Annotated in this window: 21 protein-coding genes; 6 read left to right on the top strand and 15 right to left on the bottom strand. The window is 39.4% G+C overall.

Annotated elements, in window-relative coordinates:
- Positions 1-32: 32 nt before the first annotated feature.
- From rpsG to IAR63_RS15140, 5 genes are all read right to left on the bottom strand, one after another.
- The gene (rpsG, locus tag IAR63_RS15160; RefSeq protein ID WP_187705851.1) at positions 33-503 is read right to left on the bottom strand and encodes a 30S ribosomal protein S7; all 471 of its coding nucleotides are present in this window, start codon (positions 501-503) and stop codon (positions 33-35) included.
- A 154-nt stretch (positions 504-657) separates the two neighbouring features.
- Entirely contained in the window at positions 658-1,041 is a 384-nt protein-coding gene (rpsL, locus tag IAR63_RS15155; protein WP_013190146.1) for a 30S ribosomal protein S12, read from the bottom strand.
- 102 nt (positions 1,042-1,143) lie between these two features.
- Positions 1,144-1,470: a HesB/IscA family protein gene (locus tag IAR63_RS15150; protein WP_187705850.1), complete on the bottom strand. Its 327-nt coding sequence runs from the start codon at positions 1,468-1,470 to the stop codon at positions 1,144-1,146.
- 55 nt (positions 1,471-1,525) lie between these two features.
- On the bottom strand, positions 1,526-1,945 hold the full coding sequence (locus IAR63_RS15145; protein ID WP_187705849.1) for a cupin domain-containing protein: 420 nt from the start codon (positions 1,943-1,945) through the stop codon (positions 1,526-1,528).
- Between the two features lie 108 nt (positions 1,946-2,053).
- Positions 2,054-3,886: a phosphodiester glycosidase family protein gene (locus IAR63_RS15140; protein ID WP_187705848.1), complete on the bottom strand. Its 1,833-nt coding sequence runs from the start codon at positions 3,884-3,886 to the stop codon at positions 2,054-2,056.
- Positions 3,887-4,600: 714 nt separating this feature from the next.
- Between IAR63_RS15140 and IAR63_RS15135 the strand changes: the two genes are divergently transcribed.
- Complete coding sequence (locus IAR63_RS15135) at positions 4,601-9,295, top strand: glutamate synthase-related protein (protein WP_187705847.1); 4,695 nt, start codon at positions 4,601-4,603, stop codon at positions 9,293-9,295.
- 30 nt (positions 9,296-9,325) lie between these two features.
- Here the strand turns inward: IAR63_RS15135 and IAR63_RS15130 are convergent, their stop codons facing one another.
- The 3 genes from IAR63_RS15130 to IAR63_RS15120 all read right to left on the bottom strand — a co-directional run bounded on the left by IAR63_RS15130 (position 9,326) and on the right by IAR63_RS15120 (position 11,771).
- On the bottom strand, positions 9,326-10,231 hold the full coding sequence (locus IAR63_RS15130; protein WP_187705846.1) for a polysaccharide deacetylase family protein: 906 nt from the start codon (positions 10,229-10,231) through the stop codon (positions 9,326-9,328).
- Between the two features lie 176 nt (positions 10,232-10,407).
- On the bottom strand, positions 10,408-10,776 hold the full coding sequence (locus IAR63_RS15125) for a DMT family transporter (protein ID WP_187705845.1): 369 nt from the start codon (positions 10,774-10,776) through the stop codon (positions 10,408-10,410).
- Between the two features lie 44 nt (positions 10,777-10,820).
- Positions 10,821-11,771 carry a glycosyltransferase family 2 protein gene (locus IAR63_RS15120; protein ID WP_187705844.1) on the bottom strand — a complete coding sequence of 317 codons (951 nt, stop codon included), beginning with the start codon at positions 11,769-11,771 and terminating at the stop codon, positions 10,821-10,823.
- A 62-nt stretch (positions 11,772-11,833) separates the two neighbouring features.
- On the opposite strand from IAR63_RS15120, the gene IAR63_RS15115 reads away from it, so the two are divergent.
- From IAR63_RS15115 to IAR63_RS15105, 3 genes are read left to right on the top strand one after another with little or no spacing between them, the layout of a single operon-like run.
- On the top strand, positions 11,834-14,383 hold the full coding sequence (locus IAR63_RS15115; RefSeq protein ID WP_187705843.1) for a glycosyltransferase family 39 protein: 2,550 nt from the start codon (positions 11,834-11,836) through the stop codon (positions 14,381-14,383).
- A 37-nt stretch (positions 14,384-14,420) separates the two neighbouring features.
- A complete protein-coding gene (locus tag IAR63_RS15110) occupies positions 14,421-16,028 on the top strand; it encodes an ArnT family glycosyltransferase (protein WP_235678290.1) in 1,608 nt (535 codons plus the stop codon).
- A complete protein-coding gene (locus IAR63_RS15105; RefSeq protein ID WP_187705842.1) occupies positions 16,025-17,287 on the top strand; it encodes a hypothetical protein in 1,263 nt (420 codons plus the stop codon). The genes IAR63_RS15110 and IAR63_RS15105 overlap by 4 nt, the downstream gene beginning before the upstream one ends.
- Before the next feature lie 8 nt (positions 17,288-17,295).
- On the opposite strand, the gene IAR63_RS15100 is transcribed toward IAR63_RS15105, so the two are convergent.
- Together IAR63_RS15100 and IAR63_RS15095 are read right to left on the bottom strand one after the other, a co-directional pair.
- Positions 17,296-18,876 (bottom strand): hypothetical protein, encoded by a 1,581-nt coding sequence (locus IAR63_RS15100; protein WP_235678289.1) that lies wholly within the window; start codon positions 18,874-18,876, stop codon positions 17,296-17,298.
- A 12-nt stretch (positions 18,877-18,888) separates the two neighbouring features.
- Positions 18,889-20,208: a mannosyltransferase family protein gene (locus IAR63_RS15095; RefSeq protein WP_187705841.1), complete on the bottom strand. Its 1,320-nt coding sequence runs from the start codon at positions 20,206-20,208 to the stop codon at positions 18,889-18,891.
- Positions 20,209-20,411: 203 nt separating this feature from the next.
- Here IAR63_RS15095 and dxr point away from each other — a divergent pair, with 203 nt between their 5' ends.
- On the top strand, positions 20,412-21,608 hold the full coding sequence (gene dxr, locus IAR63_RS15090) for a 1-deoxy-D-xylulose-5-phosphate reductoisomerase (RefSeq protein ID WP_187705840.1): 1,197 nt from the start codon (positions 20,412-20,414) through the stop codon (positions 21,606-21,608).
- 73 nt (positions 21,609-21,681) lie between these two features.
- Here the strand turns inward: dxr and IAR63_RS15085 are convergent, their stop codons facing one another.
- The 5 genes from IAR63_RS15085 to IAR63_RS15065 all read right to left on the bottom strand — a co-directional run bounded on the left by IAR63_RS15085 (position 21,682) and on the right by IAR63_RS15065 (position 25,403).
- A complete protein-coding gene (locus IAR63_RS15085; RefSeq protein ID WP_187705839.1) occupies positions 21,682-22,179 on the bottom strand; it encodes an acyl-CoA thioesterase in 498 nt (165 codons plus the stop codon).
- 18 nt (positions 22,180-22,197) lie between these two features.
- Positions 22,198-22,539: a DUF1815 family protein gene (locus tag IAR63_RS15080; RefSeq protein ID WP_096547212.1), complete on the bottom strand. Its 342-nt coding sequence runs from the start codon at positions 22,537-22,539 to the stop codon at positions 22,198-22,200.
- 340 nt (positions 22,540-22,879) lie between these two features.
- Positions 22,880-23,095, bottom strand: a complete 216-nt coding sequence (locus IAR63_RS15075; RefSeq protein ID WP_096547210.1) for a DUF2839 domain-containing protein — start codon at positions 23,093-23,095, stop codon at positions 22,880-22,882.
- A gap of 99 nt (positions 23,096-23,194) precedes the next feature.
- Positions 23,195-24,757 carry a helicase C-terminal domain-containing protein gene (locus IAR63_RS15070; RefSeq protein ID WP_187705838.1) on the bottom strand — a complete coding sequence of 521 codons (1,563 nt, stop codon included), beginning with the start codon at positions 24,755-24,757 and terminating at the stop codon, positions 23,195-23,197.
- Positions 24,758-24,806: 49 nt separating this feature from the next.
- Positions 24,807-25,403, bottom strand: a complete 597-nt coding sequence (locus IAR63_RS15065; protein WP_187705837.1) for a glyoxalase-like domain protein — start codon at positions 25,401-25,403, stop codon at positions 24,807-24,809.
- A gap of 116 nt (positions 25,404-25,519) precedes the next feature.
- Between IAR63_RS15065 and IAR63_RS15060 the strand changes: the two genes are divergently transcribed.
- Positions 25,520-26,143, top strand: a complete 624-nt coding sequence (locus tag IAR63_RS15060) for an RNA polymerase sigma factor (RefSeq protein ID WP_187705836.1) — start codon at positions 25,520-25,522, stop codon at positions 26,141-26,143.
- Positions 26,144-26,160: the final 17 nt, after the last annotated feature.

Raw genomic sequence — 26,160 nt, 5'->3', positions numbered from 1 at the left:
ACAAACTGAGGATATATCGGTGCATATCTCACTTAATAACGGTAGTGTGCAAATGCTTTGTTTGCTTCCGCCATGCGGTGAGTTTCTTCCCGCTTACGAATGGCACTTCCTGTTTCGTTGGCTGCGTCCATTAGCTCATTGGCCAGTCTACTGGCCATGGTGCGACCTGGGCGCGATCTAGAAAATTGCACCAACCATCTTAGAGCTAAAGCTGTTCCCCGGTCCGCCCGGACTTCCATGGGTACTTGATAGGTTGCACCACCTACCCTTCTAGCTTTTACTTCTACTAGAGGGGTGGCATTACGCACTGCCCTCTCAAATACCTCTAGGGGGCTACCACCTGTTCTATCTTCAATTGTTTTGAAGGCATCATAAACTATCCTAGCGGCCAGAGACTTTTTCCCATGACGCATTACCCGCCGCATTATCATACTGACAAGGCGGCTATTGTACACTGAGTCTGGCGGAACTGGCCGCTTTTGACTAACACCACGACGAGACATACTTCATCCTTAAACTGGAAATTTTAGTAACGAAACTACGAGATTATATGTTATCAGAACATCTTCACTCTCTATCAAACACAGAAGGCTTTCTTCCACAACACAGGGTGTTAGTTAGGGCGATTAATCCTAAAGACAATTAATCGCCTAAAACCTATTTTTTGGTCTCTTTCGGGCGTTTAGTTCCATATTTGGAACGTCCTTGCTTCCGGTCTTTCACTCCAGCTGTATCTAGGGTGCCACGGATAATGTGGTATCTGACCCCAGGCAAATCTTTTACCCGACCACCACGAATCATCACCACCGAGTGTTCCTGCAAGTTGTGACCAATTCCCGGAATATAAGCCGTCACCTCAAATCCGGAGGTCAGTCTCACCCTTGCCACTTTCCGCAGAGCTGAGTTGGGCTTTTTGGGGGTGGTTGTATATACCCTGGTACACACTCCTCTACGTTGAGGACATTGCTTCAGAGCAGGGGACTTGGTTTTCTGACGCGCTAGTTCGCGCTCACTACGTATTAGCTGCTGTATTGTTGGCATGAGTTACAGCGCATTAAGCTGCCTATTTTTTATTTTAACAAATCCTGATTATAACTTTTTTTTGGTTTTTCCGTCAATTATTTTTTTGTAATTAACGGTGGGTTAAGATGTCATGGAGAAGGAATTACCGCAGCTACAGGTGGAGGTGGCCAGGGGATTGTGGAAACGAAAACCCCCACCCATAAGGTCTTCGGAATAATCAATGGTTAAACCGTTGATGTACTTCATGGTTTCCTGATCCATGACCAGTTGGAGGTTGTCAATGTCAAACACTTGATCTTCTGGGTTAATCAACTGGTCAAAGGAGATATGGTATAACCACCCGGAACAACCACCTGGTTGGACCCGCACCCGGAATAAACTATGGAGCTGCTGTTTGGATTTTAAGCGTCCAATTTCATTGGTAGCTGCTGAACTCAAGCTAATCATGGCAGGGAAATGGCTAATTAGGGTTTAAGTGGTTAATGGTTTATTCATACCATTCTTAATGATGATCACGAGCATAATCATCTTGGTAACGAATGATATCATCTTCCCCCAAATATTCTCCATTTTGGACTTCTATTAAAATTAAGGGGATGACACCGGGATTTTCTAGGCGGTGCACTGTGCATTGAGGCACGTATGTGGACTGATTATTACTCAGGAGGATTTCCCGATCTCCACACACAACTTTAGCCGTACCAGAGACGACTATCCAGTGTTCGCTGCGGTGGTGGTGCATTTGCAAACTAAGACGATGTCCGGGTTTAACCTCAATACGTTTAATTTTATAGCCCCTTCCTTCCTCTAAAACAGTGAATGATCCCCAAGGACGTAATTCACCAGCAAGGATTCCCTTATGGTCAGCAGTGGTGCTCAGACTAAGTGCATTGTGGGAAAGTTTTTCTGTCAATTGAGCCATATTAATCTCCAAACTAATCTCACATCACAATATTAAATTAAAACCTACCTAATGGTGGTCTACTGGAGCTAAAAAATCCCTGCTCCACATTAACTCTTCACAATTCATTTACTTTAAGAAAACACCAATGCCATTATGAACACGAGCAGCAGTGTTGGGGAACCGGTCCAGTAATTGTCCACCTAGATATAAGCTTGTAGAACTACCCCCATCTAGATTAAGGGCATTTGTACAACCTATCTTTTGCATGATCTGGGCATGTTCTTCTAATGTTGGTCCCCATCCACCAACACGGTTATTAACTGCAGCAAGAATTAAATTGTCAGTGTTCGTAGTGCATATAGCACTACGAACTGCTCGTTCCTTAATGAAAGCCTGACTAAATTTTTCAGCTTTGGCATCAACAACAATTCGCTGATTTTGAATTAATAAGGGACCTGCTCCAATAATGTGGGGATAGGTGTTAAACTCACCAGGTGTGGTGGAACTTTCCAAATTTACTTTTGTGCCAACACTCAAAAGGGAAGCTTTGCTGACAGCAGTTCCCCGCAAGATCAGTAAATAGCCATCCTGAGGTATGGAAATGGCCCCCTTGGGTGGGGATTGTTTAGTAATCTGACCATTTTGAACTGTTAGGATAGTTTCATTATTGGTTAGTGGTACATAGTCAGGTCCCCAAGCAAATGTATAACGAGCTATGCCATTTTGTACATAGCCACTATTCAAAAACAAAACTGGGAGAGATGTTTGTTTATTATCCTGATTGACAATTAGGGTTTCGTTTAAACTCAACCTACCAAAATAAAACTCCCCTTGATCATTCCATGCGATCGCACCTCGATTGAGTATAGGTCCTGAAATCCACTGGTCATTTTGGCGTACTGCACCTAATGGTAGCTGATTATTACGATTAAAGTAACCACCATTAATTGCCGCCATAGCTGAGTAGCGTTGTGCAGTTAATGTTAGTGGTGCTGTGCCTGTTTGTGTCTGAGGATTGGGTAATATGGGTTGTAAATTTAACCCTGATGTTTTCCGATTAATTTCCAACCAAACTACAGGAAAGCTGTCTTTGCCGAGATTAATAAATCCTTGTTGCCAACGGAGTCCTTTACTCCAAGTAATATCTCTAGGAACCAAAGCATCCTGACGCGCATCAATAACCAAGCGGTTAGGGTTAGAAAGGGTAGTAACGCGGGGAGATAAAGCAAGAGGTAAACTTAAATGTATATTGGTCTGCTGTGTATTTTTCACCCGGTTAGTCATCTGAATTTTTCGTATGAGGGGATTTGGACTAGATGTAGCCAGATACTTTTTGACCAGTGCGTCAGTCGCTTTACCATCTATACTAATAATCCATTCCCGATTAGGTTGTACAGGGGCTTGGCCCGGTGCTGAATTGGTAACGATGGGTCCTGAGTTAATAGGTTGACCAGGTCTTACCTTCCAGGGTGCAGCATAATCCATATCTATGACCAAACGGTCTCCCCAAGACCCCTTACCCTGACGGATATCATTGATTGTTACCGAAGGGGTAGAAATCATCAAATTAGCACCGTTGGTTTGAATTTGCCACTTATTTTTTTCCGCCAGGGGGGAAATTTCCAAATAGCGATATCCCCCTAAAATTGTGGCTTTTAGAGATCTTACAGGTACGTTGGAATACCAATCAACCGGTTGTAATTCCGGATTGGTGGTGTTTAGTAAATCCACCCCTACAAATTGGCTCAAAGCCGCATCACTCAAATATGTGATTATTTGGTCACCTTGCCGTAATTGGATCCAAGATGCTGGCAACTTACTACCATTGAGAGTAATTTGATTACCCGAAGAACCCCTGGGCGGAGGAACTTGAGCATGGCTGGTAAAAATAGTTGTAGCCAAAACTGAGATTGCACCTAAGCATAAAGATATTTGTTTATTGGCTGTGACTGATACCATAAGCTCTAAATTTTTTGGAAAAATTGTTGAGAAAAAATTTTTTCTCTAAAGGATGATATTATATATTATGGCTACTTGTAGTTTTTGACCACAGGCAATAAAAATACGGTAAACTACTAGGCTTCACTAAGCTAGCAAAGTACAAACTTGTAGGTGTGGCTTTTCGGGTTACATATTTATTGTTATCTCAATGAGCCAACTACAATATCACCTGCGTAAATAAGTGTGTGAGGTTAATTTGGCAACGAGCAGAAATGCAACAAAAGTGAATCCCAAACGCGGTTTAAGAATACTCAATAGTAACGCTCAAGTGTTTTATGGTGTTATAGTTGGGGATGTGGGGGTATAGTATATAGGAGAGTGCGATAGTAATATGGCAGTTCCCTATAGTCTTCCCAGACGACTGAGATCCTTACATCTGGTCCGTCAAACGGAAAAAGGATTCGCTTTCAACATCAGAATAAACCTATAAGAACCATAACCTCATGTTAGATAAACAATATTCCGGCTCAGGTTTCAACCAGCAGGGAAGAAACTTGTTGTCCCAAAGCACTAACGAAAATCAGGTATGAATTAATATAGGTGAATAAATATAACCACATAAATGGCCAAAATAGGGTTAGAGTTGTATCAATATAAATATTGATATGTTTTGTCAACGAATTTACCATTACCTCCGGTAACACCACCCACTAACAGAACGAGAACCGAATTATGAATGATCAATCATTAAATCAAGGTCAAAATATGACAATGTTGGATAGAGAAAATAGGGAAATTTATCAGGGACAAAGATGGTTAGTAGAAGAGCGAGACGCTTGTGGAGTGGGGTTTATTGCCCATAGGAAAAATTATGCCAACCATGAAATTTTAACCAAGGCGTTAGACGCACTGACCTGTTTAGAGCATCGGGGAGGGTGTAGTGCGGATCAAGACTCAGGAGATGGAGCGGGGATTTTAACAGCTATTCCCTGGCAATTATTAGCGGAGGAAGGATGGGAAGTTGACCAGGGTGGTAATATAGCTGTGGGAATGATATTCTTACCCCAAGGGGAAGAATCCGCCAAAAAGGCCAAAGAACTATTTGTCCAAGTGATTAATGAAGAAAATTTAGAACTTTTGGGTTGGCGAACGGTGCCCGTATCTCCCGAAGTTTTAGGCAAACAATCGCGGGAAAATCAGCCCCGTATAGAACAGGTGCTTGTCCGTTCTTCAGACAAAACCGGTGATGAACTAGAGAGAGAAATGTATATAGTTCGCCGTCGGATAATGAAAGCTGCAAAAAAGCTGAAAGAACTGGAAGAGGAATTTTATGTTTGCTCCCTTTCCAGTCGCACCATAGTTTATAAGGGTATGGTACGCTCAGCTGTTTTGGGCAGTTTTTATCAAGACTTAAAAAATCCAGCCTTTAAATGTGCCTTTGCTGTATATCATCGTCGTTTTAGTACCAATACTATGCCAAAATGGCCCTTAGCTCAACCAATGCGGTTGCTGGGTCACAATGGGGAAATTAATACACTACTAGGCAATATTAACTGGATGAGGGCGAGGGAATCTACCCTAGTCCATCCCCTTTGGCAGGGTAGGGATGAAGAATATAAACCCTTAGTTAATTCAGATAGTAGTGATTCGGCAAATTTGGATAACGTCCTAGAGTTATTAGTACGCTCTGGGCGTAGTCCTTTAGAGGCGTTGATGATAATGGTGCCAGAAGCATATAAAAATCAACCTTCCTTAAAAGACCACCCAGAAATTGTGGATTTCTACGAATATTACAGTGGACTGCAAGAAGCATGGGATGGACCTGCTCTCATAGTATTTAGTGATGGTAAAAGTGTAGGAGCGACTTTAGACAGGAATGGACTGAGACCAGCGCGTTATGTAATTACCAATGATGATTATATTGTGGTCGCTTCAGAAGCGGGTGTGGTGGATTTTCCCGAAGCAAGTATTGTGGAGAAGGGTAGACTGGGTCCAGGACAAATGATTGCGGTGGACTTGATTAGCAATGAGGTGTTAAAGAACTGGGAAATTAAACAGCGGATTGCTAAGTTACATCCATATAAAGACTGGTTGCAAAAACATCGTCAAGACTTAAAGGATTTATTACCATCCAGTGCAAATGGGAATGGTCACCATACAGGTAATGGACATGTCAGTTGGGAAGTGCCAGATAGGGAAACTCTGTTGCAAAACCAAATTGCATTTGGCTATACAAGTGAGGATGTGGAAATGATTATTCACGTCATGGGTAATACTGGAGGTGAACCGACTTTTAGTATGGGTGACGATATTCCCCTAGCAGTTTTATCCGCCAAACCCCATTTGCTCTACGATTATTTTAAGCAGCGTTTTGCCCAGGTGACTAACCCCCCCATTGACCCCCTACGGGAAAAATTGGTGATGTCTTTGACAGTGGAACTAGGGGAAAGGGGAAATTTATTAGATCCTCAATCGGGGGGAGATCAAAGATTAAGATTAGACTCACCCGTTTTGACCGATGGGGAGTTAGAAGCAATTAAGTTGTGTGGATTTGGTACAGCTGAAATATCTACCCTATTTGCTATTGATGGAGGTCCGGAAGGATTAAAGGTAGCTGTGGAGTCTTTGCAAAAACAAGCAGCAGAGTCTGTGCGAGCAGGAGCAAAGATCCTAATCCTGAGTGATAAGATTGCTCCGGATGGTCAAAAAGGAATTAATGCCAATTTAAGTTATATTCCACCATTATTAGCTGTGGGTGCGGTACATCATTATTTAATTAGCCAGGGAATCAGAATGAAAACCTCCTTGGTGGTGCACACCGCCCAGTGTTGGAGTACCCATCATTTTGCCTGTTTGTTGGGCTACGGTGCGGGTGCGGTTTGTCCATATATGGCCTTGGACACGGTGCGTGATTGGTGGCTTGATCCTAGAACCCAGCAGTTGCGAGAGCGGGGTAAGTTAAATGATATTTCCCTGGAGCAAGCAGTTGCCAATTATCGTCAAGCGGTGGAGTCCGGTTTGTTGAAGATCCTTTCTAAAATGGGAATTTCCCTGCTTTCTAGTTATCAAGCAGCACAAATTTTTGAAGCTATTGGTATTGGTGAGGATCTAATTAAGTTAGGTTTCAAAGGCACTACATCGCGTATTGGTGGTATCAGTTGTGGGGAATTAGCTCAGGAGGTGCTTTCTTTCCACAGTAAGGCCTTCCCCGAGTTATCAACGAAGAAGTTGGAGAACCTAGGATTTGTTCAGTTTCGCCCCGGTGGAGAATATCATAGTAACAATCCAGAATTGGTGAAAGCTTTACATAAAGCTGTGGATGGTAAACAGTATAACCATTATGAGCTTTATAAACAGCACTTACAAACCAGACCAACTACCGCTTTGAGAGATTTATTGGACTTTAATAGCGATCGCTCAAAGATAGATTTAGAAGAGGTGGAAAGTGTCAGTGATATTGCTAAACGTTTCTGTACTGGTGGGATGTCTTTAGGAGCATTATCACGGGAAGCCCATGAAAATCTAGCCATTGCCATGAATCGTATTGGTGGTAAGTCGAATTCTGGGGAAGGTGGGGAAGATCCAGTGCGTTATGGGGTGTTAAGGGATGTGGATGAAAATGGGCATTCACCAACCTTGCCTCATTTAAATGGCTTGAGGAATGGTGACACGGCTTCCAGTGCCATTAAACAGATAGCTTCTGGTCGTTTTGGTGTAACACCGGGATATTTAGCCAGTGCTAAACAGTTAGAAATCAAAATTGCCCAGGGTGCAAAACCTGGTGAAGGTGGACAGCTACCCGGTCCCAAAGTCAGTCCTTACATTGCTATGTTGCGACGTTCTAAACCGGGTGTAACCTTGATTTCTCCACCCCCCCATCATGATATTTATTCCATTGAGGATTTAGCACAGTTGATTTTCGACCTGCATCAAATTAATCCCAAAGCACAGGTTTCTGTAAAATTAGTGGCGGAAATTGGTATTGGAACAATTGCAGCAGGTGTGGCTAAAGCTAATGCTGATATTATTCAAATTTCTGGTCATGATGGGGGTACTGGAGCTTCTCCCTTGAGTTCTATTAAACACGCCGGTAGTCCGTGGGAATTGGGATTAACTGAAGTGCATCGGGTACTGATGGATAATGGGCTGCGCGATCGCGTAGTTTTAAGGGTTGATGGTGGCATCAAAAGTGGTTGGGATGTTGTAGTTGCTGCTTTAATGGGTGCAGAAGAATTTGGTTTTGGGTCTATAGCAATGATTGCCGAGGGTTGTATTATGGCCCGGGTGTGTCATTTAAACACCTGTCCCAAGGGTGTAGCCACCCAAAAAGAAGAACTACGTCAAAGGTTTACGGGTATTCCCGAACATGTGGTAAATTTCTTCTATTTTATAGCGGAAGAGGTGCGCAGCTTGCTGGCCAAACTGGGATATCGTTCCCTAAACGAATTGACTGGTAGAGCAGACCTATTAACTAAACGTTCCCATGTCCAGTTAACCAAAACCCAATCTGTGAATCTAGATTGTTTAATTAAGTTACCAGATACTAAATCCAATCGTACCTGGTTAACCCACGAAGAAGTTCACAGTAATGGAGAAGTTCTAGACAACAGAATTTTGGCTGATGAGGATATTCAAACAACCATCAGAAATCAAGCTACAGTCACCAAAACCTACAAAGTCGTAAACACCGATAGAACCGTAGGCTCAAGATTAGCAGGTGCGATCGCATCTAAATACGGTGATTCTGGTTTTGAAGGGCAGATAAACTTAAATTTCCAAGGTAGTGTGGGACAGAGTTTTGGAGCGTTTATTTTACCTGGGATAACCCTAACCCTGGAGGGGGAAGCTAATGATTATGTAGGTAAAGGGATGCACGGTGGGGAAATTATTATTAGACCCCCAGCGGGAGCTAACTATGATGCGGATAAAAACGTGATAGTTGGTAACACCTGTCTTTATGGTGCGACTGGAGGAGCTTTATTTGCCAGTGGTTTAGCTGGTGAAAGGTTTGCAGTACGGAATTCCAAAGGTACAGCAGTAATTGAAGGAGCGGGAGACCACTGTTGTGAGTATATGACAGGTGGGGTAGTGGTAGTTTTGGGCAAAGTAGGACGTAACGTTGGTGCGGGAATGACTGGAGGATTGGCCTACTTCTTAGACGAAGATGGTAGCTTTCCTGATCTAGTGAATAAGACAATAGTCAAAATTCAGCCCCTAGTAACCGAAGCAGGCAAAAAACAGTTGTATGACCTAATTAAAGCCCACTGCGATCGCACGGAATCTCAAAAAGCGCAATTAATTCTCAATAAATGGGAAGAATACCTACCTAAATTCTGGCAAGTAGTACCGCCATCGGAAGCAGATAGCTTAGAAGCTAATGCAGAAGGGGAGAAGGCCAACAAAGAAATGAGTTCCGCAGTTAGTTAGAAGTCATGGGAGAGGGTAAATTCCCCCTCTTCATTTCTTCTTAGCAACTACCTGTTTTGGTTTCTCCTGCATTTCTAACAATTGTGGAACAGTGACAAAACTGTAGCCCTGCTTGCGAAAACTATTAATGATCTGTGGTAAGGCTTTAACAGTATGAGAGCGATCTCCTCCTCCATCATGCATTAGCACAACTCCTCCAGGTTTTGCTGTTTTAAAAATATTACTAATAATTTTATTGGGATTGGGACGAGAGTAGTCTATGGAATCGGAAGACCACATAATAACAGCATATTGATTATTTTTAGCATAGGAAGCGACCCCATTAGTCATAGCACCACCGGGGGGACGAAACAGTCCTGTTTTCACTCCTGTAGTTTTGAATATAATATCTGTAGTGCTTGCAACCTCGTATGCAGCGACTTGAGGATTCATGGCGTGATACCAATGATGCCAAGTGTGGTTAGCTATAGAATGACCCTCATTAACTATACGTCTAGTTAAATCGGGATAACGCTGGACATTTTTTCCAACTACGAAGAAAGTGCCCTTGATATCATTTTTGTTGAGAATATCTAGGACCTGGGCCGTACTTTTGGGCCAGGGACCATCATCAAAGGTAAGCGCTATAACCTTTTTATTAGGAGGTAGGGTAGCTGACTTAATAACTTTTCCTTGGAACTGGGAAGGTACGTCGGGAATCATCCCCTTAGATTGTGCTTCTTTGTGCCAAGTAGTGAGCATGGTAGTCTTAAACTTATCCAGAGATTTTCCATTGGTAAACTTAGAAGAAATTATGGGAGGATTATTATTATCATCTTGAGGTGGAGAAGCAGTGGTTTTTAAAAACAACATTAACCCAGTTCCCAAAGCACCAATTAAGCACAGTAATATAACGAATACTCCCTGTGGACAAAAAAATATCCTTTTATTTTCCACTCCATAGCTCCTTAGTGTTTAAAATAAAATTCATAATGTTGATAATTAGATAATTATATTTTGTAATAACAACTGGTTATGAAGTTGTACCCTTCATTACCTTCTTTGATGATTACGTCTTATTGTTCTTCTTCACGAAATTGATCTATCCATCCGTAAAATTACCAATAACAATATCAATTAGGTCTAACCAATAATATGACCCCCGTGACAATAAAACCCAATCCTAAAATACGGATAAGAGGCATAGATTCTTTAAAGACCATAAGACCTATCAGTACTGAAAAAATATAACCCACGGAGACAGCAGGACCAGCGATACTGAGATTAACGCGGGTAAGCAGTAAAATATATGCTATTGCTCCCACACCATAACATGCAAGTCCCAACAATAGTTCAGGGACAGTAATCATGTTGAGAATATGAGTAATAAAGTTCCCCGCATGAACCTTACCCAGTTTTAGGGCTCCTGTTTTCAGGAGGAGTTGTCCGGTAACACTAATGAGAACAGAGAACAGGAGTAAAGTAAATTCTTGAGGTGACACAGGAATTATCCTCAAATATTGTTTATGGGCTAATATAAACTGAATTAGATATTTAGGGGGTCAAAACCACCAGTTTCTTTTAAGGTATACAAAGGACGAGATTTAACTTCCTCATAAATCCTACCAATATATTCCCCCAGAATCCCGATACAAATTAGCTGTACCGATCCCAGGAAAAATATAGCAATTGTAATAAGACTGTAACCGATTAGTTGGGAAACTGGAGCAAAGATTCGCCAATATAGAACCAGGAATATCATAATTAAGGCAACAATGGCTGAAATAATGCCCAGATAAGTTGCGATTCTTAATGGAACTGTAGAAAATGAGATAATACCATCAATTGCTAGGGAGAAGGACTTGCTAAAGGTATATTTAACTTTTCCCGCATAGCGGGGACTTCTCTCAAATAGTACACATGTTTGATTAAATCCTACCCAAGCACGTAAACCACGAATATAGCGGTTACGTTCTGGCATCCCATTAAGAATATCTACGACTTGTTTATCCATTAAGCAAAAGTCTCCTGTATCTACAGGAATTTTTACTTTAGCTAGGCGTTGTAGAAGACGATAAAATAGATATGCTGTGAGACGTTTGAACCAGGTTTCTTGATGACGGGATATGCGTTGAGCATAAACCACCTGATATCCTTCATGCCATTTATCAATCATAGAAAGGATTAATTCAGGTGGGTCTTGCAGGTCAGCATCCATAACAATAATGGCTTGACCCCGAACAAAGTTCAATCCTGCGGTAACCGCGATCTGATGACCAAAATTTCTAGCTAGACTCAAGTAGCGAACTCGACTATCATGATGATGTAGTTTTCGAATCATGGTCAAAGACTGATCTCGACTACCATCATCTATTAAAATCAGTTCAACTTCGCCTTGCAACTGGGCCATTACATTGCTCAGACGGCGGTACATTTCTTCAATATTTTCCTCTTCATTGTAAATGGGGATAACCAAGGAGTAGATGGGATGATTCACGGTGAGATTAAAATGATGATTACTACAATATTGTTGCTGATTTATTGACTGGGAAGTAAGTAATGAGACGGGTGCATCTGAATGCTAACAAGGACTATATCATCCTTTTCTCAATTTGGTTCATAGGATTGATTATAGACAGAACATGGTTTTTACTAGACGAGTCTATTCCTGCTTATGATCAAAGTGCCCACCTAACAGCAGCACTACATCATTATCGAGTCTTTCAGGATGTAAATATTTTCTCAGGTGATTGGTGGTTATCCTTGTGGGAGTTAACGCCCAGTTACCGAGCTCCATTTATATATATTTGTACAGTGCCATTTTTTTTACTGTTTGGTAGGGGATATGACCAAGCTAGTTTAGTAAATTTATTGTATACAGCTATAATTATATTTTCTGTATATTATTTGGGGAATTATTTATTTCCCCATGGGAAAGTTGGGATTACAGCTAGTATATTTTGCTTGTTATTTCCCATTTTGGGAATCATGCGGACAGATTATTTACTAGATTATGGTTTAACAGCAGTTGTGATCTTTACATTTACGATTTTAACATTGTGGAAAGATCGTCATACTGGATTCGTATCATGGATCTTAACAGTTATTTTGGGAATAGGAATAGGATTAATCATGTTATCAAAACCAACAGGATTTATCTTTCTTTTTGTTCCGGGTGTTTGGACATTAACTAGTTTTCTTTGGAATGAGAAAGCTCCTAAATTAAAAATCGCTGAAAAAATCACCAAATTGATTCAAGCAGGGTTGTCTTTGCTAGTTGCTTGGTTGATTTGTGGATTTTGGTACAGATTAAATTGGTTAACCATTATCACTTCCGCATTAAATGCTAACAATGTGGGTAAAAACGAAGGAGATCCCACTGTTAACACCATTGCTGGATGGATGTATTACCCCCAAACCATCCCTGAAAGTGTGGGATATCCCATATTATTTATTAGCATTGGTATTTTCTTGGTGTTTATTATTCAACAAATCGCCAAACAGACTGATGAACATGACCTTAACCATATTAACCATGTTGGTAAAAATCCTATAAATAACCTATCTAACTTATCTAAGTTAACCTTTAATCAAGCATCCGTAAATTGGTTACTTATTTTTATAATTAGTAGCTATATAATTTCTTCTCTGGGTACAAATAAAGATATTAGATTTATTCTTCCTTGCTTTCCAGTAATTAGTATAATTCTTGCTTATTTCTTTAATTTAGTTCAAAATATATGGTTTGATAGATTGAGATTATTAACTATAGGATTAGGGGGTATTGTTTTAATCAATAATTTGTTTCCGCTCCCCCTGATTCAGAGTTGGGGTGGAAGACATTTGCCCAGCGACCAGAGTAAAAAGTATCCCCTGGGCGATCTAATTACAACAATCAACCAAACCACACCATATTTAAGAACCACCTTAGGAGTAATACCAGTTTCAACAGCAGAAGTTAATGAATTTACCCTGGATTATTTTGGGACCTTAGCTGACTTTCAGGTATATGGAAGAAAACTAACGATGAAATTATCTCAAATGGATCAGGATTTACAGTATTTATCCTGGTATGTAACTAAGGACAACGAACCAGATGAACCAGGAGAAAGGGGAGAAACTAAACGCCAACTCAAATTTTTGGTAGAGTCTTCTCCCGACTTAAAACTGCAGAATGATTGGCTATTACCCCAGGGAAACAAACTACGACTGTACCATCGAGTAAATCCCCATATAGTAGTTGAGAAACTGGGCTATGATCAAGCTGATCAGAACCCAGTTAACCTAGAAACAGTCATTTTCAACGATGAGTTTGCTATCAATCAAAATAACCCCATAACCTATAAAATAACCGGTTCGTGGGATAAGTTACAAAATGGCGTGTTACTGCTAAAATGGCAAAATGGAAAATCAGCATGGTATCATGATCACGGAATTGCCCTGGGAAATTTATATTGTGGGATAAAATGTCATCCTGGGGGAACTTTCCGTGTTACGGAGAATCTATCCACCTTTGTTCCCCAAACATTACCAACCGGAAAATATCAACTTTCAGGACTTTATGTAGATAGAAAAAGTGGAAAAATTACACCCTTAAATAATATCAATTATACCGTGAACATTCAAAAGGATATCAGGTCTCCCAAAAAAATAAACAGAATCCCACCTTTGGATTTAGTTTCTCGCATGTCCCAATTAGCAATGGAATTTCAGCAGGGTAAGTTAGAGAACCTATTTATCCAGATAGACAACTTCAACCAGTATGATCCAACCCAAGATTACCTCAAGCAAATCAAAATTGCTGCCAATTATTATTTACAAACTGAACCAAATAATCTAAATTGGCGGTATACCCTGGCCCTATCACAACTTCTCCAGCGTCAAGTACCAGAGTTAATGCAGAACTTAACTCAGATAACTCAATACGATTCCCAAAATCCCTATGCTTGGATTTACTTGGGATTTGTGCATCTCTATAACTTTCAACCAAGACAAGCGGAAAAAAATCTAGTCACAGCGGAAAAACTTCAACCAGATATACCAGAGTTAAAAACTTTAAAAACAATTACAAATATCATGAAGTTTCTACCAATTGTCGGAAATTTCTAGTTTCAACTAATCCAATGGAATAATCTACTTAAATTACATGTTAAAATTTCCAAAACAATCTCAAATAGAAATGGGTGACAAATGGATAGTGCTAGGATTATTATTCCTCTCACTGACCTTATGGCTAGTAGGTTTAGGGAACCTACCATTAAGAGACTGGGATGAGGGAACATACGGTATAGTTGCCAGGGAAATTTACCGTACTGGTAACTGGTTTTATCCCACCTTACAGGGGTCTCCTTTTTTGCTCAAACCCCCTTTAATGCAATGGTTAATAGCCATCTGTTATCACCTGGGGGGAGTGGGAGAATTTACAACCAGATTTCCCGGATCATTTTTAACTGCTTTAGGAGTTCCCCTAATCTACTTGATTGGGAGATTAGTGTTTTTAAAAACCCCGCCAGCTTTATTTTCCAGCTTAGTTTATTTAACATTATTACCAGTGGTACGTCATGGTAGACTGGCAATGTTAGACGGAATGGCGATTTCCTTTTTTCTAATGCTTTTATTCTGTGTTTTAAAAGCAAGAGATGATAAAAGATATGCCATTGGCATAGGATTTTGTCTAGGGTTAGTTACTCTGACAAAGGGTATGTTGGTAATGGTATTTATGGTAATTAGTGGAACATTTGTCATTGCTAACAAACAACTATATCTTTTGAGAAACCCATACTTTTGGATAGGGATATTTTTAGGGAATTTTCCTGCTTTAGGTTGGTATATAGCCCAATGGCAACATTATGGTGATACCTTTCTCAAGGTGCATTTTGAAGATCAGGCTTTTGATAGACTAGGAACAGCAGTGGAGGGTAATACTGGCCCTCTTTGGTATTATTTACTGGAGATAATTAAATATGGTTTTCCCTGGCTGTTATTTTTCCCCGGAGGATTATATTTAAGTTGGAAAAACCGTCAAACCCCCTGGGGATCTTTAGTATTTATTGGTACGGTCATTTATTTCACTGTAGTTTCCTTAATGAATACCAAATTACCTTGGTATATCATGCCCATATATCCATTTTTAGCTTTGGCAGTTGGTGTTAATTTAGGTTATATCTGGGAGGAAGATAATATTAGTAAGTTTTTAAAAACCCCATTAACAATTAAATTTTTAATAGGATTTTTTATATTTTTATCAGTTGCTGGTGTGGGGGGTTGTATTTATTTTAGTTTATTTGACCGCCAGGTTCCACTGATTATTATGAGTGTGGTGTTGACAATCAGTATGATTATCACATCATGGTTTATTTCTCAGCATAGTCGTCAATTTATCCTGGTTTTATTTGGGGGAATGTATTTGGTTTTAACACTGCTGATGATTTCCCAATCTTGGGTGTGGGAATTGAATGAAAAATTCCCCGTCCAACCGGTAGCAGCTTTAATTCGCCAACATATTCCAGCAGGGCAAAAAATATATACTTCTTTTCCTGATACTCGTCCCAGTTTGGATTTCTATAGTGATTGTCAGATTATACCCGCCTCTCTTGGGGATTTAGTAGATAAGTTTTCTCCTCACTCTTATTTGTTAGTGAATGAAGAGGATTTAGATAAAATCAACTTAAAAAATAGTCAAGTCCTAGGAGACTCCCAAGGATTTAGATTAGTTGCACCAACGAGTCCAAGTGCACCTACCAATAAACTATGATGAAGTATTTAGTCAACAAAGCGAATGAGTCCTATTTTCCCCTCTTTATTTGGTTATCAAGTCGCATAATTATTTGGGTATCAATGCTGGGAATAGCACCATTATTACCTCAACCAGTTAAAGACATTAGGGCGACTTTTTCCTGGGATGTTTTTATTAGATTTGATTGTAAATTTTATTTGAATATAGTTGAACATGGTTACCAATTTGCTAATGATCAAAAAGGTTACAATGTGGCATTTTTTCCCTTATATCCCACTCTGATATATCTCAGTAAACTTATGGGTTTTGACCCTAAAATAGCAGGAATTATAATTAGTAATACAGCTTTTCTAATTGCCCTAATTATTTTATTTCACTACTTAGCAAAAGAACATGACATAAATATAGCTAAATGGACTATAGCCTTTTTATCTTTCTGTCCGATTTCATTATATTGTAGTGTAGTCTATACAGAAGGTTTATTTTTATGCTTGAGCACCTTGACCCTAACCTACTGGACGAAACCAGATGTTTTAAAGTCGTCTATTTTTGGAATGTTATTAACAGCAACGAGACTAAATTCTTTGGCTATAATTCCCACATATTTAATTGTTTGTTGGCAAGAAAAAAGAAAATTAACCGCTTATATCGCCGCCCTATTAACTGGATTAGGTTTAATTTTTTATATGGGTTATTTAAAAATTAAGTTTGATCAACCCTTGGCATTTCTATTAGTACAAAAAGCCTGGAATCAAGAAGGACAGGAAAAGTTGGGTTACCTATGGTTAAAAATAGTTTTACCAATGTTTTTCGGTTGGGCAAATTATAAATCAGGTAGGTTGGTTGATATTATCTATCCTCTTATATTTGCTCTCGGTGTGGGTTTAATTTATTATTGTTGGTGGAAAGTTAAGCGGACAGGTAATTACAAGTTCAGCTATGGTATGATTGCTGGAATTATAGTTTTATGGCTTTTATCCGGTGATGAATTTTTCAATTCTTTACTAGTTTTTGGTGGTGCTTATTTATTATGGCATTATCGTCAAATAATTTCCCCGACTATCCTATTTTATGGAATATTTAGTTTATTTATTATTTTTGCTACCGGGAGAACAATGTCCATTAACAGATTCGCTTATGGTTGTGTTTCTTTGGCAATATGTTGGGGAATATTTTTATCCGGTCATGTTAAACTAAACTACTTCATTATATTCTGGTTCACAATTATGTTAATTACTTCATCAATTAGATTTGCCCAAGGTTTATGGGTAGCTTAATAAAAATATTACTCAACAATCCGTTTTGTAACAGAGTACAAATAATATCGTTCATCATAAATAAACCCTTTAGTGAATTGCTGAATCAAATCAATCTTCAGTTTAGCATGGTTGATTTCCAAAGGTCTATTTAAAATCAAAAGTACTGGATTTAATCGTTTTTGGCATATTTGATTTACTTGGCTCAAAACTTCTATGTGATTAATCTCTTTCCTTTGAGTGGTAAATAAAACAAAACTGCCCATGTTCGAGATTTCCGGATAATAAATCTGACGATTAATATATGCAGAAATTGGGGATATGGCATAATCTCTACTACCAACAATAAACAAATCATTTAATTTATCTTGATATTGGTCTTTGATATAAGCAGATGCTTCCTTACTAGATGAGAAAGGAATAATAATATCTCGACTAAAAGCAAATATTCCCCCTACCATTTGGCAATATAAAATTACCATAATTGCTATGTTATAATATGACCTTTTCAGTTTTGCTGCTTGAGCTACTGTTTTTGGTAAAACAGTTACGCTTGATAAGGAAAATAATGAATTATAATAACTACTAAGCCACATACAGGCAATTAATAAAATATATAAATGTCCATAATGACGTGGGCTACCTAAAAATTTAACATAAGTAAATATAAGTATCTCCATTGTTCCCACTATGTAAAGAAATAAAATAATTGGTCTGACTATGAAGGAAATGCTGAAAACCAGAAAAAATATTATGGACAAAAAAGAAAGTAAAACGAGACTGAATTGTTCAGATTCATTAGCTAAAACAACAATAATATAACTATTCCATAATCTAACTAAAGTCTTAGTTAAATGGTTAAAGTCAAAGTTTAATACAAACCCGGATAACCCTCCAGCTAAGTTACTATCTTGGGGTGGAATCAGCTGCAGGAATGAGATAATAATACCTAGGCAAATTATTAAAACACTTACAACTATATCATATTTTTTAGATACAAGATTTAGATGTAAAGATTGCCTAAAAATATATTCTATTACCAAGGTTAGACTAAATGCTATTGCCAATAATAAACAATAAGCGTTAACATTAGCCATAAAAAATAAAACCACTGCCAATTTAAGGTAACTCTCTTGACGACTAGAATAAAGACTACAAAATATAAAAACTAGTAATAGTCCTATAGCATAATTTCTGCTGATTAGTAAATATTCATAGAAAGGAATATAGCCTAAGCAAAATAACAATTTTTGAAAATAACTAAATGGTGAATATCTGGTAAACACATAGACTGACAATGTGGCTAAACACAAGTGAAATACTTGCATGATTACGGGATTAGTTGTAAATTGTCTTAAAGTCGCTAAACAAACATACCAAACAAAAGGATGTCCCTCATAATGAATGTGACGAAATAATTCCAATAAGGACTGACTTTCCCTAACAATCAACCAAACATTCAGTTCATCACGCCACATAGCATGATGAAGTATAGCAGGTAGTCCAACTATAAAAAATAACCCTGTTAGAATTTTGGCAAATACAGTATTATTCTGGGTCAGCAGATTCCAAAAAAATTTCATGTTTGATTTATATTCGCTCGAATCCATAATTAATTTCCTTTAACCCACCCAATGATGTTGAGCGAATCCTATAGCTAACCTAAAGAGTAAAACCACAAACAAACCCACAACCAAATAAGCTTGACGGGGAAATCGGGACAACCAAGCACCAATAGCAATGCTTAAAGGAACAATACCATAAGCTAGACGACTTAAAGATATGGTTCCTCCAGAAGCTAATAATAAACCGACTCCACACAAACTATAAATGACCATGACAGGTGTGAGTTTGCGACGAAAATGCCACACTAAATAACTACCACCTACCACCATTAAAACATTGAGCAAATTGTTAATCACCCTCTGATCCACTAAAATCAATAACACTGCTAATGTGGTATAAACCAAATATGTCATGAAGGGATGCCAATATTTTTGCCGCCACCACAAAGTGACTGTGCCATAAACCATAAAACCAAAAAATACGGGATACCAAGGATCCCTAATTCCTCCATCATCGTTCCATACCCACCCAAAATTCCAATTTCTCCCCAAAATAATTTGCATCAACATATTTAACCAACCTTGCCAATCAAAACCAAGAGATGGTCGCCATCCTTTTTGAGCAGCAATAAAGGCTAAGGGATCATGAAAATTAATCGCACAATATATGCTAAATAATATTAACCCAGTAGCAGTTAACAAACTGGTAAAATAGGCTATTTTACCCCGCCTTTGTCTCCAAGCAGTCAGCAATAAAGCAGGAATTAAAGCCATTCCTGTAGGACGTGTAGCAGTTGCCATAGCTCCCCAAAAGGCAGTTAAGCTATATTTTTCTTCATCAAAAGCTCTTAAACAACCAATGCTGAACAATAAATATAATCCTTCTGTGTAAATTACCCCCGTAAACATGGACATGGGACAACAACAAATGACTATGGTTGTCCATTGTGCTATCCTCAAACCACAATGTTTTTTAACCCAAAAATATAATAGGTAAACCGCTCCTAAAAAAGACAAATTGTTGATTAGTAACCCAGCTATTTCAAAAGGTAACCCTATCTTCATGAAAACCCAAATGGTTATGGGAAACATGGGAAAAAAAGCTAAATTATGTTGTTTGCCATCAGGGTAAAATTCGTAACCTTCAGTGGCGATCGCCCGATAATGTACACTGTCCCAAGCATTAAAAACGCTCTCATCCGTCATTGGTAAATTAGGGGCTAATAGCAACATTCCTACCCAAATCAGGAGCCGAGTAAATAGCCATATAATTCCAGCAAAATATATATTATCCCTAACGAGATAATTACTAACTAATTTGTAACTAAACAGCTTGTGATTGATTAGTTTGTAGCCCGCAAATTGCCCCTTGGTCATATTTAAACAAGAGAATTAAACAAAACATATTAGATATTACCAAATACTAAAGAATTTATTACCGAAAACCAAAGGATGAAAGCCTCCGCATTCATGGATGGGGACGAAACAGCTATAGAATTTACCCAAAATCACTAAGAATCCCCCCATCTTGATCCCCAGTGGTGTCACAATTAGGAGTATCCGTAAATTGTTCAATCATTGTGAAAGCCATAACTCTTCTAGGTTCTACTGGTTCTATTGGTACTCAGACCTTAGATATCGTTTCTGAGCATCCAGACAAGTTTCGCATAGTTGGTCTTGCTGCTGGACGTAATGTAGAGTTATTTGCAGCGCAAATCCGCCAGTTTCGTCCCCAAATAGCTGCTATCTCCTGTGCTGATAAGTTACAGGAGCTGGAGGAAGCTATCAAAGATATCTACCCCCAACCTATTTTACTATCCGGGGAAGCAGGTGTGGTGGAAGTCGCTCGTTATGGTGATTCCCAAACGGTAGTTACTGGAATCGTCGGTTGTGCGGGTTTACTCCCCACTATCGCTGCTATTGAAGCAGGTAAAGATATTGCTCTAGCAAATAAAGAAACTTTAATTGCTGGTGGCCCAGTGGTTTTACCCCTAGTACAAAAACACGGGGTCAAGTTATTACCTGCTGATTCGGAACATTCCGCTATTTTTCAATGCTTACAAGGTGTACCCCCAGCTGGTTTAAAAAAGATTTTGTTGACCGCTTCTGGGGGAGCTTTTAGAGATTGGCCGGTGGAACAATTACCCACAGTTAAGGTTGCAGATGCTCTTAAACATCCTAACTGGTCTATGGGTAAAAAAATTACTGTGGATTCAGCAACTTTGATGAATAAGGGGTTGGAAGTTATTGAGGCCCATTATTTATTTGGCATGGACTACAATGACATCGAAATTGTTATTCATCCCCAAAGTATTATTCATTCTTTAATTGAGTTACAAGATACTTCTGTTTTAGCTCAGTTGGGTTGGCCAGATATGCGCCTACCTTTACTTTATGCTTTGTCTTGGCCAGAAAGAATTTACACCGATTGGCAAAGATTAGATTTAGTCAAATGCGGAACTCTGACTTTTCGTGAACCTGACCATCACAAGTACCCTTGTATGGGTTTGGCTTATTCCGCTGGTAGAGCAGGTGGATCCATGCCCGCTGTTTTAAATGCAGCTAATGAACAAGCTGTAGCACTATTTTTAGAAGAAAAAATTGCCTATTTGGATATTGCTCGCTCTATTGAATTGGTGTGCGATCGCCATCAAAATCAGAACCAGTCTCATCCCTCTTTAGAGGATATCCTGGCAGCAGATAGCTGGGCTAGACAAGAAGTAATTAAAGCCACTGAAAATTTTAGTATACAACCACAATTTATTTCTTTCCGCTAACTGTGTTCCATACCCCTACACCAGTTCTACCCGAATGGTGTAGGCAAATGTCTTAACCTTCTTAAACTTATAACTACTTATAAGATGCCGCAATTTTAGCGATCACCTCCTGGAATGTGGCGGGTAGCTGACGCATAATTTTACCCCTTTCTCGATCTAACGCTACTAAACTTACTTGAGCAGTTACACACAACTCCTGATTATCAAGGGAGACAATTTTATAGTCCCAGTTGATTCGCACACCAGTTACTTCTAACATGCGGGTTTTGACCAAGGCCATATTCCCTAATTGTAGTGACTTATGATAGCGTATACACAGTTCTACAACTGGTAGATCACACCCCAAAGCTACTAAATCAGCATAGTCAACACCAAAGGAGCGTAAACACTCCACTCGTGCCTCCTCCATCCAAGTTAAGTAGGTACCATGCCAAACTAATCCTGCATAATCCGTATGATGAGGTTGTACTCTGATGGGATAGTCAAACCAGGTATCAACTTCATCCTTTTTTAACTTGTCAATTGCACTTGCTGGTGGTAAAGTTCCTTGACCTGATGTTGTGTTGCTCATCTATACAAAATAACTTCCTTACTTCCTAATTAGAGCTTTCTGATTTGTACAAGGTTCTATAGAGTGTTTAACCAGATTAGCTAGTTCTTGTAATTGCTGGATTGCTTCCGCTCCTTCTAACTTCATCAATTCCCGGTCATCTCTCATTTCGGTCCAGGTAATCCCATAGTCAGACACCAGAAAACGGATCAGGTGATTATTCCCTAAACCCACCATAAATGAAGCACTGTTCATTTGATCCCCACAAGTGTAGCAAGAAGCTGGATAACCTTTGCGTTCTAGAACCATGGCCAGAGCTTGTAAGTTCATCACCAACTCTTGCACAAATTGTCTATGTTCGTATGCTAGTCTCAGAAACATTTTTTCCTCCAGACACCACGGTCATTTGAGAATGTTTTATATTTTCTTTAGATTTTCCTATCCCTTGGTATTGTAGTCTGTTTTTAACAGTTTTGAGTAGATGTTTAATATTTAGCCTTATTCCTTCCTGGTTGGACTGCTAGGGAATTAGCTTTAGCCTAACCTAAATCTCCCGTTAGTCAAATTGGCAATAGTTGGATATTACACCTTCATAGGCAATTTTGATAGGATTTAGCATTATTTCTTAACCATATCCTAATTTCTCTTTTTTTCCCTGGATTAACTACAGCTCCTACTTAGGATATTTCCAGCCAGCTTAAACTAAATTATATTCATTAACCTAAGCTACTACTTGCCACCAGCCAAAAGCGGGTCCGATAAAACGGATAGTCACCCATATAGCTACCATAGTTCCAATACCAATCCATGCTCCCCGAGTGGTTATTTTCACAAAAAGTTCCGCTTGAGACTTAGTAATGGGAACCCATGGCAATATGGGGGTTTCTTGTCCATAGTTCTCCCCCATGCTGTTCTTCCGACGTTTTGCTTCACCCATAACAAATAATTGATTTCAGGTAATCTCAGGTTTGATTTCGTTTCACTTACTAGTATATTTAAGGTTTGCTATTAGGGTACTTATTTTCTCTCAAATTCATCAATAGTTTTCTGGAGTATGGGAAGAAAAAAGACTGGGATCAAGATAGTCTAAGCGTGCTCGGGGGCTAAGACAAGCAAGAATCTGGGATCCATAACTGCGATTGACCACACGACTATCCAATAAGGCTACTATCCCCTGGCTTTCTCTCACGGGAGCCAGGGCCCGTTGTAACTCACTCAGCGCAGTAGGTAGCAGGTACAGTCTAAACCAGTCCTGGTGCGATCGCTTGTAATAAGCTACCCTACCAGCTACTAAAGGGTTCTCTAGGGATGGTAGGGGTAGAGTGGCAATAATCAATAACTGGGGTGCGGGCAAAACACTCTGGTGCGATCGCCAAAATTCCCAACCACTGACCAGAATGCCATTATCATCCAAACAAGTTTTTTCCACTTGAACTCGTGAACCGAAGTCAGCAGCTAAAATGGCTGCTACTCTACTTTTGAGAGGTACGTCACCGACTAACACTACAGTTAGACCCAAAGCCGTGGCACTCAAACATATCAGGGTGCGGACCTGATGAATAAATGAAGCTTGAAATTCCGGTGTATTGGGCAAAGGTAACTTATGAGGTACATAAATTTGAATAGCTTCACCATGATTTTCACTGGAAAACTTCAAACAAGTTATATCTACTAAACCCAATCGTTGACGAAATAGGGGTGCTTCCGTTTCTGGTTCCAAAGCACTACCAATTAACACCACCGGTTGTCGTTCCCAAATAGGTGCCAATTTTGTCGCTAATTCTACGGGTGCACAATGTAAATAAAATAGACCTTGACGACGAGCAACAGTGGCCCAAAAAAGGGAAGAAGTAAGACCGACAGGTGCCACGGAATTGTTAATAGCGTTGTAGAAACATGCCTGAAAACTACGCCATATAGCTGGGAGATGGTCAGGATTTAAAGAGGAAAACAGAGTTTGTAAAATTTCAATTTCCCGTTGGCAAATTAGATAACAGTGGTATGGATTTTCTGGATGCTGAAACAATTCATGAGTTAATTTTACCCTCACTTCCCGGATTAAATCCGCTTGTTGGGGACAAGCCCACATGAGCTGATCCCAGTCCTGGGGTTCAAGGTTTTGGGTCAACTGATTACGTACCCAATCTTCTAAATCGTCCACACCATCAATAATAGTAGGAATATGGGTGGGGAAACCAACGTGTTGATTACTCAACTGCTCTTTTAGCCACGATTCAGGAGATGTTAATAGTAACCCTTGAAAATAAGGATTGGGCCAAACATCACCTATTCTAATAGATTTCGTTGTTCCTAACCACTGTTGAAGAAGAGGTATTTCTATCTTGACCAATCTTTGCTGAATTTCTGGTAATGCTACGATAATTACTGGACCAGGCCACATTAAAGCTGAGGCAATAAAACTTGTTCGGTATCTTCCTTGATAACCACAAAGAGCTCCAACTTGAATTAAAGCACTGCGTCCCAAACGAAAAGCCCTAGCTACCAACCTGGCCATCGTTAAGTGATGAGGCCAAGTTGGAAAACCCACCTGGGAGCGCAGGAAATTATGTAATGACAAATGAACCTCAGCCTCAATCACAGGTCTTTTACCCCATAACAACTTTTTTTAAATATTTGAAATGTTGTATCTAACTGGTCACCTCAGCCATTTCAATAATTCTTCCTTCGTAATCTTTCACCAAAAAGTTCAAAGGTCTTTGATTACGAATCTTAAACTTTAACCCTCTAGTTTCCACCCGCATTAAAATTAAATCTAAACAGTCCCGGTCAAAACAAACGTGACGTTGTTGACTTTTACTACCTAAACTTGCACCAGTAATAACGTGTAGTTGAGTATTTTTCTTTAACTGGTACCATAGTCCATCATTGCCATTACTAATAGTCCTATGGGAGAAATTAGGGCCAGAAGACATATAAAGCGGGTCTATGGCTGTAGCGCCTATAGTTTGTTCATAATTGTAGTAATAGTGTAGAGGTACTTCCGCAGCGGGCAAATCCAACAAACCTTCATAGAGTTGTCGGGCAATTTCTAAATCCGATACCATTACAGTATAGACCTTGGGGGCGCTGGTGAGAAACATCCACATGGCACCAGCATAAGCTGCCAATAGCATAATCATAATCCCCTGGGTGGAAAACAGACTATCCAAGGGTAGGGAGGGGAAAAAAGAGGCAATTGTCACTGGAATATGCAAAAAAGGTATCACATTAGCTACTATAACCATGAATAAATCTAGATTGTATAGTGAATAGGTTTTTAGTATTGTTGCTAAAGACTAGCATATCGCTATCTCCTTACTAGTTTATACTCTAACCAACTTTAGCTGACATTTAAACCCCCGTGCAAATTCCCTCCTTTCCCGAAACCAATCACCCCTTGGTGAAATCCCTATTTGAGCAAACCGATCAAGAACTGCTGGATCTGTTTCAGCGCTATCCGGATAGTGGTCGATATTTCACAGCCATATTTGCTCGTTATCATCCCATAGTTTACACCCTGATTCAACACTCAGCGAAATCTCCCGTTCAAGCAGACTATTTATTTGCCCTGACCTGGCAACAGATATACTATGAAATGAGAGAACTTTCTCTGGAGCAACCAATAACCGAGAAAGAAACATTAAGCTTGCAAAACTGGTTAATTAACATGACAGCCTTTTGTATTAATCGAATCAGTGTACCACCAGCAGAAGCAATTCACTACTCTATAAAAGAAACCTCACCTCCGCTTTGGTGCTATTTACAGCAAGCACTAGATAAACTACCACCTGTTCTACGGGTGGTTTTGCTAATGGCGCAAACCTTCCATTGGAGTGAGACCCGAATTGCTGCTTATTTACAAGCAGAGGGAGAAAATATTTCCATAGTACAGGTAAGTGATTTATTACAACAGAGCTACCAGATGTTAGAAGAAAAATTGGACCCTGATATTCGAGATATTTACTTAGAAAATGGGAGAAATTAATAAAAAAATTAGTAAAA

Source organism: Cylindrospermopsis curvispora GIHE-G1 (genome assembly GCF_014489415.1).
GTDB classification, from domain to species: domain Bacteria; phylum Cyanobacteriota; class Cyanobacteriia; order Cyanobacteriales; family Nostocaceae; genus Raphidiopsis; species Raphidiopsis curvispora_A.
The sequence above is the reverse complement of the archived record's forward strand: the minus strand, read 5'-3'. Positions and strand labels throughout refer to the sequence as shown.